Raw genomic sequence first — 14,011 nt, 5'->3', positions numbered from 1 at the left:
AATGTCTTTAAAAAATAAATTAAATCGTTTAAAGCCGCATCTTTCATTAGGGGAAGAAAGAGAAAAGAGTGTAATAAAACCTGAACCTTCCAAGATTGAGATTCCATTTTGTGAACGGTGGGAAAAAGAAAATGTAATGCCTTATTATTTCGACCAAGAATACTGTCTTATTCGAGAGGTTAAATATCCATTATCTATAAAGCACGGGCATTATCGTTTTAGTGATTTCCTCACGGCTATTGAAATCTGGAATCAGAAGCCGTTTAGCCATCCCTTATCGGCTGAAGGGCATAGGGCGGAGGAATTATTCTTCTTTGATACTGAAACCACCGGATTGGGTGGCGGAACAGGGAATGTTATTTTTCTACTGGGATATGCCAGTGTTTCAGGTGATGAGCTTATTTTAAGGCAGCATATTTTACCTCATCCTGGTGCAGAGGTTCCTTTATATCACAGCTTTTTAGAAAGAGTTAATTATAAAACTCTTGTCACTTATAATGGAAAATCATTTGATTGGCCTCAAGTGAAAACACGCCATACTCTTGTTAGGGAACATGTACCAAAGCTGCCGGCGTTTGGACATTTCGATTTATTGCATGCAGCAAAAAGGTTATGGAAGCATAAGTTGGAACGGTTAAAATTAGCAGTTGTAGAAAAAGAGGTGTTAGGAGTGGAGAGGATAGATGATATTCCAGGTTATTTAGCACCTATGATATATTTTGATTTTGTCGAAAGCAAACAACCGGACGGAATGATCGGCATCTTAAAGCATAATGAAACGGATATCCTTTCACTCATTACTTTATATACACATCTCACCTTTCAATTGCATGGGCTTGATATCAATCAAACAAGAAAGGAATCATTTGAAGTCGGACGCTGGTATTCTGTTTTGGGAGAAAAACTAGAAGCAGAAAAGGTATTATCAAATCTGGTGGAAGGTGATGATCTAACTTCGTACCAAGCGAAATTAACTCTTGCTTTTCAATATAAGAAAGACCGTCAATGGGAAAAAGCACGAAAATGTTTTTTGGGGGTTGTCGATTCAAAGGACCTAAAGTTGATACTTGTAGCCTTTGTTGAACTGGCTAAAATTCATGAGCACCGGTTAAAAGATGTTAGGTTCGCGATTGATTATTGTCAAAAAGCAATTAAGTTAATTGAACAATCACAACAGCTTCCGAAGCTCCCGTCGCAGATCTCATTAGACCAGCTCGAAGTAAGATTAAAACGATTATTGATAAAATCCGCTAAACATACAGGTTAAGCCATCAGGGACATTCTCTGTGGCTTTTCTTATGCTCTAGGAATTTATAGATTCATTTAGGTGTGAGTAACTTTGATTAAGTTAGCTGAATCCAGCTCCATAAGAGTAAGCTTCGGAAGCGATACCTCGCACGCCGAAAAACGTGAGTTTTTCGGCGGAGCGCCTAGCCTCTCGAGGTCATAAGCCAAATAATATTAATTTTTATCTTGATTCTTGCTCCTGCGGCAAAGCAAAATCGGAGAAGTAAATGTTCACCTCGTCGCATGCCTACAAAGATGATTATGCTGTGGTGCAGGCATCCTGCCGGCTCGTCTTATGCTTGGCTACAGAAGGCTATCGCCTTCTGTACGCATTAAGGGAGACTAAGGCACTTATCAGTGCCAAGTCTCCCTGTATCGGGGCTGATCAAGGCGCTTGTGCTTTTTATTCTTAAAAATAGGTATTTTCCTTAGTACAAGAGTTACCCCATCTTCATAGGCTGTTAATGTAAACAGAATAAATGAAGGGAGAGCTTAAGGATGTATTATGGAACAAATGTAACACCGCCAATCATTCATCCCACTACCAACATCGTGAACAACACCTTCTCATCGACGGTGGTCCCTCACATTCATCCAATTCATGCAACAACTATCAATCATCATATGTACCAACATAAACATTACTGTACAGAAACTGCTTCATGTTGTGAACAACCTTGTCATCAGCATATAGATTGTTGCCCAGGTCCTATGCCTTTCGGACCGGGATTTGGTGCTGGACCAATGATGGGACCAGGATATGGTGCTGGACCAATGATGGGACCAGGAGCAATGGGACCAGGAGCAATGGGACCAGGTGCGATGGGACCAGGTGCGATGGGTCCGGGTGCGATGGGTCCGGGTCCGATGGGTCCAGGTCCAATGGGCCCAGGCTATTATTAAGAAAAATTTTATTTACAAGGGCTTTTTAAGCCCTTGTTTTTTAATTTATGTTTATAATATGATATGCTTTTGTTTAGAAAATGTTTGTCCATTTTAAAAATTTTGTCCATTAGGGTGAATGTTCTTGACTAAGGTACTTACAATATCAGGGTATAAACCATATGAATTAGGGATATTTCAAAAAGACCATTCATCAGTATCCTATATCAAAGCGGCAATAAAGAAAACGCTAATTCCAAGGCTAGATGAAGGTCTTGAATGGGTGTTAATCAGTGGTCAACTTGGGGTAGAGTTGTGGGCAGCTGAAGTGATATTTGAGCTACAACTGGAATATCCAGATCTGAAACTTGCTGTCATTACTCCTTTTTTGGATCAAGAAGCCTCATGGAACGAAACTAACAAGGAATGGTATGAATCTGTATTATCGCAAGCGGACTTTATTGATTCTGTAACGAAAAAGGGCTACGAGAAACCGTGGCAATTCCGATTAAAAAATCAGTTTTTAATCGAAAAAAGCAATGGACTTCTCCTTCTTTATGACCATGAAAAAGAAGGAAGCCCAAAATACTTATATGAAATGGCGTTGCATTATCAGAGCGGACACTCATATCCAATTGAGCTTATAACCTTTTATGATTTACAATTAATCGTCGAAGAAGAGCAATTAAAGCTATCTGATTTTTAATCATGGTATATTTAAGCTGTTTTTTCATATATTGAAATGATAAAATAAGTGAACAATTGGGATCGTTGAAAAAAGAAAATTGACAAACGCATAACTTTTTGGAAAAATAATAAATAATGATTGGCGAACTTTGAGGTGAATTGAATGCTTGCTGATAAAGTAAAATTAACGGCAAAGGATATTTTAGAAAAAGAGTTTAAGTCTGGTGTTAGGGGATATAAACAAGAAGAAGTTGATAAATTTTTGGATTTGGTTATTAAGGATTATGAAACCTTTCATCAGGAAGTTGAGGATCTTCAGCAAGAAAATCTTCGCTTGCGCAAACAGCTTGAAGAATCTTCAAGAAGGCAGCCTGCGGCTCAGCCAGCAGGGACAACTAATTTCGATATATTAAAACGGTTATCTAATCTAGAAAAACATGTGTTTGGAAATAAGCTATACGATTAACAAATTGTACCCGAATTTCCTAAAATAAACCATTGAATAAATGTAATGAAATACATATAATAAAAAATGTATTCATTAATTACGTTCGGGTAATCGCTGCAAGAGCTATTAGCGAATTGTAGAGGAAAGTCCATGCTCGCACGGTCTGAGATGTCCGTAGTGTTCGTGCCTAGTGAATTCATAAGCTAGGGCAGTTGGGGAGAATCTCAACTGACGGCTGGGAAAATACCTAAGTCTCTATTGGGATATGGTATGAGTACCTTTAAAAGTGCCACAGTGACGATGCCTTTCTAGAAATGGAAAGGGTGGAACGGGTAAACCCCACGAGCGAGAAACCCAAATTATGGTAGGGGCACTTTCTCTGAGGAAATCAACAAGGAGAAGGACAGATTCCAAATTGAATCTGTAGATAGATGATTGCCGCCTTAGTACGAGACATGAATGGTCGTTTGAAGTACTTTGGTACAGAACATGGCTTATAGAACGTTTTTAATGGGAAAGTAATCTAAAACTTTTGGCTCTCCTAATTTGGAGGGCTATTTATGTTTTTATTGAACTGATATTCGTATTCATTCATGGATTTTTGTTAATAAATATACATAATAACGAAGTAAATAAGGGTGAAAACATGGGAACATATCAACTAATTGCAACCGCAGCGATGGGGCTTGAAGCCTTAGTCGCCAAAGAAGTTCGAGCACTTGGATACGAGTGCGAGGTAGACAACGGGAAAGTTAGTTTTAAGGGTGATGAGTATGCCATCGCTCGCTCAAATTTATGGCTTAGAACGGCTGCTAGGGTCAAAATAAAGGTTGGAGAATTCAAGGCACTTACTTTTGATGAATTATTTGAAAAAACAAAGGCATTGCCTTGGGAAAAATACCTGCCGGAGGATGCTGCTTTTCCTGTCGACGGGAAATCTATTAAATCCAAATTATTCAGTATTTCTGACTGTCAGGCTATTGTTAAAAAGGCAGTTGTTGAAAGATTGAAAAATCATTACAAAAGGAATACTTGGTTCGAGGAAACAGGTGGTTTGTTTCGAATTGAAGTTTCCATGTTAAAAGATATTGCCACCATCACTATTGATACAAGCGGTTTAGGTTTGCATAAACGCGGCTATCGCGCAGATCAGGGAGGGGCACCATTAAAAGAGACGATTGCAGCAGCACTCGTTATGCTGACAAATTGGAAACCTGACCGACCTTTTATTGATCCATTCTGTGGTTCGGGAACAATTCCAATTGAAGCAGCATTAATCGGTCAGAACATTGCCCCTGGCTTTAACCGTGAATTTGTTTCAGAAAGTTGGAACTGGATCCCATCAAAAGTTTGGGAGGATGTTCGTGCGGAAGCCGAGGACCTTGCGAATTATGATCAGCCGCTTGATATAACCGGTTCAGATATTGATCATCGAATGGTAAAGATCGCTCAGGAAAATGCAAATGAAGCGGGCTTTGGCGATTTAATCAATTTCAAGCAAATGCAAGTAAAAGATATTTCAACGAAAAAGGAATATGGAGTTATTGTTGGTAATCCTCCTTATGGCGAAAGGCTCGGAGAGAAAAAAGAAGTTGAGCAAATGTACAAGGAAATGGGGCAAGCATTTAGTATACTTGATACTTGGTCTATATATATCTTGACATCAAATGAAGAATTTGAGCAATTTTACGGAAAACCAGCAACAAAGAAAAGAAAGCTCTTTAATGGCTTTATTCGAACTGATCTTTATCAATATTGGGGAAGAAAGCCCCCTAGAACAAATGAATAAATTTAAGGATAAGCGTCTTTTAGGGCGCTATTCTTTTTTGGAGGAAATCGATGCAAAACCGGATACCATTTGTCGTTTCTAAAACTGAATCCTTTTATGACAAGCTTAGTGAATGGATTGGAGACTTATTTTATGATATTTTTCCTGAGGCCGGATTTGAACTAAGGGACGAACAAATCTTTATGGCTTTTCAGCTAGAAAAAGCTTTTAAGGATAAACAAGTCATGTTTGCTGAAGCAGGGGTTGGCACAGGGAAAACAATTGTTTACTTGCTATATGCGATCATGTATGCACGATATACTAATCGACCCGCGGTTATTGCATGCGCGGATGAAACCTTGATCGAACAGCTAGTAAAAAAAGAAGGGGATATTTCAAAGCTTGAAAACGTTCTTGGACTGAATATTGATGTCCGGTTAGCTAAATCCAGAGATCAATATTTATGCTTGAAAAAATTAGATTATGTGAAATCCACAGATCTTTCCGATGAAGTTGCCGTTATTTACGAGCAACTGCCTGATTTCGTTCATAATGATGGATCGATGCGGATTTTCGAGAAATATGGTGATCGTAAGGAATATCCATCCTTAACGGATGAAATGTGGGGGAAAATAAACTGGGATTCCCTTCAAGATTGTTTTTCCTGTGAAAAGCGCCATCGTTGCGGGCTTACCCTCCATCGCGAATATTATCGCCATTCAAAGGATTTAATTATTTGTTCACATGACTTTTATATGGAACATATTTGGACAAAAGAGGCTCGAAAGCGTGAAGGACAGCTGCCGCTCTTACCTGACCACAGTTCGGTCGTTTTCGATGAAGGCCATTTGCTCGAATTTGCAGCCCAAAAAGCATTAAGCTATCGTTTTACTGATTATACTCTTGAAACATTGCTTACAAGGCTAATGGAAAATGATGTTCGCGAGAAAACATTGTATACGATTGAAGAAGCCCTTATAGAAAATGAAGAATTTTTTGCTTTGCTTTCAAGGTTCTCTGAAGCTTCTACCAGCTCAGAAAAACAAGTAATAACCAAGGATCCGATGGTGATTGAGTCTGGCAAAAAATTGCTGGCATTACTTCAGGAACTTGAAGAAGAATTGGTTTTTGAAAGCGAATTATTTATGATCAATGAATATGATTTAAAAATTGTTGAAGAGTATTTGGAGCAAATTACTTATTCATTATCACTATTTATTTCAGGAATGAACGGCATCATTTGGTTTGAAGAAGTGAATGGAGAACGGACATTGGTTATCATGCCAAAATTGGTGGAAGAAATATTAAGAAATGAGGTTTTCTCGCAAAAGAAGCCATATATTTTTTCATCTGCCACCTTGTCTAGCCAAAAGTCATTTGAATATTTGAGCCGGACACTTGGTATTGATAAATACTTGTCCTTTTCCGTCACATCACCTTTTGACTATGACGAGAGGATGGAAATTTACCTCCCATCGTTTCCAACGGATGGCCTGGAAGAAAAAATGAACTATCTATTGGATCAAATTAATCAAAGCGAAGGTCGGGCACTTATTCTCTTAAATAATAAAAGGGAATTGGAGCAAGTAAAGCAATTTCTGTCAAAAAAACTTGAATATCCTGTTTATTTTGAAGGAGATGAGGAGATCAGTACGCTTGTCTCCAAGTTTCAAAATGAAGAGCACGCAATACTTTGTTCAATCCATCTTTGGGAAGGTCTTGATATCCCCGGTCGTTCACTGGAAAACGTCCTTATTTTTTCCTTACCCTTTCCACCTGATGATCCTGTCTTTACTGCCAAAAGGGATGGGGTGGAAAACCCATTCAATAATGTTGATTTGCCGTATATGCTTCTACGGTTAAGGCAAGGTGTCGGGAGACTGATTAGAAGTGAGAATGACAGAGGAGTCGTCCACATTTTCATAGAAGATGAAATGGACAGCAATGTTTTATTGAAGATTAAAGAGACTTTACCAACAAAACCAAGAGAATAAGAAAAATAAAAGGAGGAAATCCCCAAGAGTTAGCTTTGGAGATTTTCTCCTTTTTTTTCCTTGATTTTATAGCAATCAAAACAATAAATCTCTTTTTCGTCAGTAATAACTCCATTAAAAAAACCATCTAAACAAAAGATGTCCTTATTGCAGCAGGTGCAAGTCCCAACTAATTCTCTCATAAAAACTCCCCCTATACATTATTTTATAACAAACTTTAATTCTGTTGTATTTTTGCAACATCTATTTTTCTGAAAACTGTGATAAAATTAAAAAGGTGAAGGAAAAGGGGGGAATAATTATGAGTCAGAAAGTTGATCAATTAGAAAAAGAATTTTTAGCTTATGTAAAAAAAATGACTTCCTATAATGAGGCGCTTGGATTGCTTTATTGGGATTTACGGACAGGAGCACCAAAACAGGGGGTAGAGCAAAGGTCAGAAGTTATCGGAATGCTATCCTCCGAGGTTTTTAAAATGTCCACATCCGAGGAAATGGCAGCATACATAGCCAATCTAACTAAAGAAGCCATTACCGATACGACTAGAAAAATTCTTAAAGAATGTAAAAAGGAATATGAAAGAAATAAAAAAATTCCAGAAGAAGAATATAAAGAATATGTTGTTCTTCAATCTAAGGCAGAAAGTGTTTGGGAGGAAGCACGGGAAAAATCTGATTTTAGCCTATTTAGCCCTTATTTGGAAAAATTAGTAGCGATGACAAAGCGATTCGTCGATTACTGGGGCCACGAAGGAAACAGATATAACGTTTTATTAGACTTATACGAGCCTGGTGTCACTGTCGAAATTTTAGACAGGGTGTTCTCACAATTAAGCGAAAGGATTGTCCCTTTAGTCAAACAGATATCGGAAGTAGCTGCCAAGCCTAAAACCGAGTTTCTTTATCATAAATTTCCTAAGGAAAATCAGCGTCAGTTCAGTTTAGAAATTCTTAAAAAGATGGGTTACAACTTTAATGCCGGCAGATTAGATGAAACCGTTCATCCTTTTGCCATAGGCTTAAACCCAGGGGATGTTCGTGTTACGACAAGATACGATGAACAAGATTTCCGAATTGCCGTGTTTGGCACCATTCATGAGGGTGGTCACGCTTTATATGAGCAAAATATCGCAAAAGATTTGATAGGCACCCCATTGTGCGATGGAACCTCAATGGGAATTCATGAATCTCAATCACTATTCTATGAAAATATAGTAGGAAGAAGTTTTTCGTTTTGGAAGCACCATTATGATCTGTTAAAAACTTATGCAAGTGGACAGTTTGATCAAGTGACAATTGAGGATTTCTATAACGCCATTAATGAATCTAAGCCTTCCTTTATTAGGATTGAGGCAGATGAACTAACCTATCCATTACATATAATTATTCGCTATGAAATTGAAAAAGGGTTATTTAATGGTGAAATAGAAGTAAAGGATCTTCCACAGATTTGGAATGATATGTATGAGGAATACTTTGGAATTCGGCCTGATCTTGATGCAAAAGGTGTTCTTCAGGATGTTCATTGGGCAGGAGGTAGCTTTGGTTATTTCCCTTCCTATGCACTAGGGTATATGTATGCCGCTCAATTTAAGCATAAAATGCTTGAGGAGCTTCCAAACTTTGATCAACTTCTTGAGAATGGAGATTTGACACCGATTAAAGAATGGCTGACGAATAATATTCATCAATATGGTAAGTTGAAAAAACCGCTTGAAATTTTAAATGATGTAACGGGTGAAGGTCTAAATGCCCAGTATCTCATTGATTATCTTAATGATAAGTATCGGAAAATATATCAATTAAACTAATAAGTTAATGAAAGAGGCTGACTCATGTGAGTTAGCCTCTATAAAAATCTATTGTTTCTACCAGGTTTTATACCCTTTCACACCTGGAGGTGAGTTCTGGATGATATCGATAAATGGTATTGTATAGGCAAAAAGGATAAGAGCCGCTGTAAGCCCTAGCCATAATTTCCAGTTTTCAAATACCATTGGTGCTGCTTCCTCAGTATTTTCTGCCTCTCCAACAGGGAATTCCTCTTCACCTTTAGGAGCAAAGAAAGCTAAGTTAATGAAAATGATGAGCACTAAAATGATGCCGATGAAAAGAATGGAACCACCTACTGCTTGGGCAATTTGATATGGAATCCATTCAGCAGCTTGTTTAGCCCCACCATAAGTTGAAAAGGCAGAACGTCTTGGTCCCCCTAAAAGACCTTCAAGATGCATAGCTCCTGACATGAAAACCATCCCAACAAACCAAATCCATGCTTGGATAATGGCTAATTTATTCATTGCTTTTGTTAATTTACGGCCTGTTAAATGTGGAACAAGCCAGTAGGAAATTCCAAAGAAAGTTAATACTACGGATGTAGCTAAAGTTAGATGGAAGTGACCTGTGATCCAAATGGTATTATGAACAACTTGATCCATTTGATTGGAAGCATTTACAATACCACCGGCACCTGCAGGGATAAACGCAACCATCCCGATAAAAGGAACTGTAAAACGGGCATCACCCCAAGGAAGAACTTTAATCCAACCTAAAAGCCCTGTAGCTCCTTTTGCACGACCAGCTCTTTCAAAGGTAGCAAATAAAGAAAATGCAGTCATTAATGACGGGATTACAACCAAGAAAGTTAAGATAACCTGAAGGAATTTCCACGCCGGATCAATTCCTGGTTCTGTTAATTGATGGTGAAAGCCAACAGGAATTGAGAAGAGTAAGAATAAAATAAAGGACAACCGAGCTAAAGAATCCGAGAAGATTTTTCCGCCAATTACTTTTGGAATGACGGCATACCAGCACATATAGGCAGGAAGTAACCAAAAATACACAAGCGGGTGCCCAAAATACCAAAATAATGTACGGCTGACTAGAACGTTTACTGTAGGAACCAATCCCATTGACCAAGGTAGCAGCTGGAATAACACAGTTGCGGCAACGCCAAGTGTAGCTACAATCCATAGAACAGTATTAATTATCGACATGAAGGTTAACAATGGACTAGGTTTACCAGGGTTATTTTTCCGCCATTTTGCGTACATCATAATTTGGGCGACTCCATCAATCCAACTGCCCACAACTACAAATGTTAACCCTAAATAAAAAATCCAATGAGCTTGCAATGGTGCATAGAAGGTATAGAGTACGGATGCTTGATTAAGAAGGATCATAGTGGCAGCCATGGCTGTTCCGGCAAGCATAACCCAAAAACCAATCCAACCGGTGCGTCGGGCGGCATTTGAGTATGTACCAGCTGTTCTACTTACTGCTGCATGCTGAAATCCCATAATAAAGAAGGTTGTTAACACAAGCCCCATCAAGACGCCATGGACGGTTAATACTTCGTAATATCCAATGCCCGCGGGAAGTTCAAATTTTCCTGAACGGACAAGGGTTTGTAATAATCCCATTAGACCACCAATCGCTAAAGCGGCAAAGGCAACATAAAAATGTGCCATCGAAAGCTTTGCATCACGAGGATCGACTTTTATTTTTGCCATCGAGTTCACCATTATTTTTCCACCTCAATTTTCGCACTCATTAAATGGTGTCCTGCACCACAATATTCATTACAAACAACTAAATATTCACCGGACTTGTTGAAGGTTGTTGTGTATTCGCTAATATAGCCTGGTTCAAGCATCATATTAATATTTGTTCCGGCTACCTCAAAGCCATGAACAACGTCTTTTGTAGTGGCGATCACTCTTACTTTTGCACCAAGAGGAACTTTCACTTCCATTGGATTAAAAGCGAATGCTTGGGCGACAAAGACTAATTCATAATCCCAATCCTTTCCTTCAACCTTATGAAGACCAGGTGCATTAAAAGGCTCTTTTTGACCAACCGTGTTTGGATCAATCGTCGTTAAACAGCTGGCGGGCTTATTTCCAAGGTAGAATGCGCTTATGCCAATTGTTGCTAAGAAAACGACTAGTGCACCGATTCCGAAAATAAGCCAAATTTTTTCAAATTTATGCATGTGCATATATTATCCCCCCTCTATCTTTAAAACCGGTTATTGTATAAGTAGTAGACCCCTACCCAAGTGACAATGATGAAGATCCCTACAAAGAAAACGGACACAAGCGTCCCTTTAAGAGAAGAACTGTCTTCTACTTCAGTTTTGTGTTTCGTTTTCATTTCTACTTTTGCCATCCCTTAAAACCCCCTTTGAAATATTAAGAAAATAATAAGTTCTCTTTCATAATACAAAACAATTGAAAAAGTAAAATATGTAAATTCAAAGTTCACAAATTATTCATTCCTTATATAAACACTATGTTAATAGTAATAACTTGATTTTACAGTGATTAATATCACAAGGAAGCGAGACTAAATGTGGAGATATTGTGAATATTCACATCATTCGTATGATGGATTTAATTTCAATAATATTTTGTAACAATCGTAATGATGGAAAATAAACTAAATTAAATGCTTTAGTTATATTGGAAAGTGAGTGGGGCCATTTTGGAGAAATATTATTGCGAGCATTGCCGACTTCTTTATAATGAAGAAGTATACTGTAAAATTTGCGGGTCATTAGCGAATAATAAGATTAATATAGAGGTTCAAAAGCAATCAGAAAAACAATAAGCTGCCGTATATTTAGCAGGATCGTATGGTTTTCAGAAGCACAGTTAGTAATTTGGAAAAGATTTCGCAGTGAATCGAAATTAATATTCAGGTTATAATCAAATTGCACAACAACAACCTTCAAAACGTTTGCTTCCCCATCAGCAGGGAAGCTTTTTTTTATTGGCTATGTTAAAGCTCATTGTTGATTTTTCCACTATGTTGATTGGAGCGGAAGGCGCTCGACTCCTCGAAAATGCTATCGCATTTCCTTCGTGCGTGGGCGGATTCAAGGATGTAATTCAATGTCCTGCGGGAGTACGGGGCAGGGGAGACCCCGCAGGCGCAATAGCGCCGAGGAGGCTCCCCGAACCGCCACTAGAGCGGAAATCAACAGACAAGTTTAACAGTGCCTTTTTATTTAAATAAGAAAGGAATAACTTTTGTGTGAATGGTAAAAATATCCTTACTTATGATCTGAAGGAGTTCTAAAAATGCCAACAATTATTTCCATTGCCGAAGCACAACCGCCATATGAAATACAGCAAACTGAGGCATCTCTCTTTGCAAGAGAATTATTTGCTGATTCCTTTAAAGATATTGATCGACTTTTAAAAGCCTTTCAAAATGGTCAAATCGAAAAACGGCATTTTGTTAAAGATATCGGTTGGTTTAAAGTGGAAAGGTCGTTTGAGGAGAAGAATCATGCATACATTGAATCCGCAGTAACTTTGGGTAAAGAAGCCATTGAAAAGTGTCTAAACAACAGCACTTTTTTAAAAAAAAACGTTGCATACGAGGAAATTGATGCATGCTTTTTTATTTCAACAACTGGCATTGCAACTCCAAGCATTGATGCTAGGATTATGAATCTGCTGCCATTTCATTCTCATATGAAGCGAATCCCAATCTTTGGGTTAGGCTGTGCAGGCGGTGCAGCTGGGCTTTCTAGGGCGTATGAATATTGTCGTGCTTTTCCAAAAGCAAAGGTTTTAGTGCTAGCTGTAGAGCTTTGCAGTTTAACGTTTCAGCGGAACGATTTATCAAAGAGCAATTTAATAGGTACCTCTCTATTCGCTGATGGAATAGCCTGCTGCTTAGTTTGTGGTGATGCCGTTCCAATTGAGGAAATTAGAAAACGAGAAACTTCTCCTTCCATTATCGCCACTCAATCGACTTTAATGCCGAATTCTCTGGATGTAATGGGCTGGGCGATAAAGAATAGTGGACTGTTTGTCATTTTTTCACAAGATATACCCCATATCATTGAAGAATGGCTGAAGCCTAATGTTAGTGAATTTCTTGATGAACATACACTGACACTAAGCAAAATAAATCATTTTGTTGCCCATCCAGGCGGAAAAAAGGTCCTGGATGCCTATATTTCTTCACTGGGAATTTCCCCTGAAATGGTTAATATTTCATTAGATGTATTGCGACAATATGGAAATATGTCCTCTGCAACCATTTTGTATGTATTAAGACGAGTTATGGAGCAGCAAATTCAAGCAGGGGAAATGGGGCTATGTACTGCCCTTGGACCGGGATTTAGTTCAGAACTGCTATTATTGAGGTGGATCTAATTGCAAGATATAATACCATTTCTTATTTTTTATATGATCATTATTTCACAGCGAATAGTGGAGCTTTTTATCGCTAGACATAATGAAAATTGGATGAAGAAGAAGGGGGCAATTGAATTTGGTTCTAATCATTATCGTTACATAGTTTTGATGCATATTTTGTTTTTCATTTCCTTCTTTTTTGAAAAAATTTTTTTAAACCGTGCCCTCTCACCCCTTTGGCCTCTGATTTTATTCTTGTTCATCATTATACAGTTAGTGAGAGTGTGGGCTATTTCATCACTAGGGAGGTATTGGAATACAAAAATTATCGTTTTGGCAAATGCGAAGGTAATCAAAAGGGGACCCTACCGTTATATAAAGCATCCAAATTATTTTGTTGTTTCTATTGAGTTTATTGTGATTCCCATTCTGTTCAGCGCTTATATCACTGCCATTATATTTACGATAGTAAATGTAATCGTTCTTTCTATTCGGATTCCAGAGGAGGAAAGAGCTCTTCAGAAACTAACAGAATATGATAGCGTGTTTCAACATTGCAGTCGCTTTCTACCGATATTGTTAAATAAATGTGACAAGTAACAATTTAGTATTGAAAATGATTATCACTGGTGCTAAAATTAATTCAATGAATGAAAATCATTCTCAATCGGAATTTGTTAAGGAAGGTGCTACATATGACAATTGCTTTTGCCCTCGGAACGGTAATCATTTATGCATTTGTTATGAGACACGTCTTAAAAAATGTAAACGTCTAATATCATTCTTATTAA

Annotated in this window: 13 protein-coding genes and 1 other RNA gene; 10 read left to right on the top strand and 4 right to left on the bottom strand. The window is 38.0% G+C overall.

From position 1 onward, the window contains the following. The first annotated feature begins 1 nt into the window (after window position 1). The 7 genes from BN1082_RS18915 (at window position 2) to BN1082_RS18885 (ending at window position 7,066) form a co-directional block, all read left to right on the top strand. A complete protein-coding gene (locus BN1082_RS18915) occupies window positions 2-1,267 on the top strand; it encodes a ribonuclease H-like domain-containing protein (RefSeq protein ID WP_090637018.1) in 1,266 nt (421 codons plus the stop codon). Window positions 1,268-1,785: 518 nt separating this feature from the next. Next, window positions 1,786-2,190, top strand: coding sequence for a CotD family spore coat protein (locus BN1082_RS18910; protein WP_090637016.1), 405 nt, complete (start codon window positions 1,786-1,788; stop codon window positions 2,188-2,190). 124 nt (window positions 2,191-2,314) lie between these two features. Next, complete coding sequence (locus BN1082_RS18905; RefSeq protein ID WP_090637014.1) at window positions 2,315-2,875, top strand: SLOG family protein; 561 nt, start codon at window positions 2,315-2,317, stop codon at window positions 2,873-2,875. 144 nt (window positions 2,876-3,019) lie between these two features. Continuing rightward, window positions 3,020-3,322 carry a cell division regulator GpsB gene (gene gpsB, locus BN1082_RS18900; protein ID WP_090637012.1) on the top strand — a complete coding sequence of 101 codons (303 nt, stop codon included), beginning with the start codon at window positions 3,020-3,022 and terminating at the stop codon, window positions 3,320-3,322. A gap of 81 nt (window positions 3,323-3,403) precedes the next feature. Then, an RNA gene (gene rnpB, locus BN1082_RS18895) (RNase P RNA component class B) lies at window positions 3,404-3,806 on the top strand. A gap of 144 nt (window positions 3,807-3,950) precedes the next feature. Next, window positions 3,951-5,093 (top strand): THUMP domain-containing class I SAM-dependent RNA methyltransferase, encoded by a 1,143-nt coding sequence (locus BN1082_RS18890; RefSeq protein ID WP_090637009.1) that lies wholly within the window; start codon window positions 3,951-3,953, stop codon window positions 5,091-5,093. 50 nt (window positions 5,094-5,143) lie between these two features. Further along, a complete protein-coding gene (locus BN1082_RS18885; protein ID WP_090637007.1) occupies window positions 5,144-7,066 on the top strand; it encodes an ATP-dependent DNA helicase in 1,923 nt (640 codons plus the stop codon). A gap of 29 nt (window positions 7,067-7,095) precedes the next feature. Here the strand turns inward: BN1082_RS18885 and BN1082_RS27745 are convergent, their stop codons facing one another. Beyond that, window positions 7,096-7,248 (bottom strand): hypothetical protein, encoded by a 153-nt coding sequence (locus BN1082_RS27745; RefSeq protein ID WP_176699873.1) that lies wholly within the window; start codon window positions 7,246-7,248, stop codon window positions 7,096-7,098. 119 nt (window positions 7,249-7,367) lie between these two features. Between BN1082_RS27745 and BN1082_RS18880 the strand changes: the two genes are divergently transcribed. Then, the gene (locus tag BN1082_RS18880; protein ID WP_090637004.1) at window positions 7,368-8,876 is read left to right on the top strand and encodes a carboxypeptidase M32; all 1,509 of its coding nucleotides are present in this window, start codon (window positions 7,368-7,370) and stop codon (window positions 8,874-8,876) included. A gap of 57 nt (window positions 8,877-8,933) precedes the next feature. On the opposite strand, the gene BN1082_RS18875 is transcribed toward BN1082_RS18880, so the two are convergent. The 3 genes from BN1082_RS18875 to BN1082_RS18865 are packed head-to-tail and all read right to left on the bottom strand — an operon-like array spanning window position 8,934 to window position 11,235. After that, the gene (locus BN1082_RS18875; protein WP_090637002.1) at window positions 8,934-10,589 is read right to left on the bottom strand and encodes a b(o/a)3-type cytochrome-c oxidase subunit 1; all 1,656 of its coding nucleotides are present in this window, start codon (window positions 10,587-10,589) and stop codon (window positions 8,934-8,936) included. After that, window positions 10,589-11,065, bottom strand: a complete 477-nt coding sequence (locus tag BN1082_RS18870) for a cytochrome c oxidase subunit II (protein WP_090637000.1) — start codon at window positions 11,063-11,065, stop codon at window positions 10,589-10,591. The genes BN1082_RS18875 and BN1082_RS18870 overlap by 1 nt, the downstream gene beginning before the upstream one ends. A gap of 20 nt (window positions 11,066-11,085) precedes the next feature. After that, entirely contained in the window at window positions 11,086-11,235 is a 150-nt protein-coding gene (locus tag BN1082_RS18865; protein WP_090636997.1) for a cytochrome c oxidase subunit 2A, read from the bottom strand. Window positions 11,236-12,149: 914 nt separating this feature from the next. Here BN1082_RS18865 and BN1082_RS18855 point away from each other — a divergent pair. Continuing rightward, window positions 12,150-13,238, top strand: coding sequence for a type III polyketide synthase (locus BN1082_RS18855; protein ID WP_090636993.1), 1,089 nt, complete (start codon window positions 12,150-12,152; stop codon window positions 13,236-13,238). Between the two features lie 12 nt (window positions 13,239-13,250). Then, window positions 13,251-13,820, top strand: coding sequence for an isoprenylcysteine carboxyl methyltransferase family protein (locus tag BN1082_RS18850; protein ID WP_090638421.1), 570 nt, complete (start codon window positions 13,251-13,253; stop codon window positions 13,818-13,820). Window positions 13,821-14,011 lie beyond the last annotated feature (191 nt).

Source organism: Neobacillus massiliamazoniensis (assembly GCF_001048695.1).
Classification (GTDB): Bacteria; Bacillota; Bacilli; order Bacillales; family Cytobacillaceae; genus Neobacillus; species Neobacillus massiliamazoniensis.
Note: the sequence above shows the minus strand (reverse complement) of the source record. Positions and strands in the feature narration are given on the sequence as shown.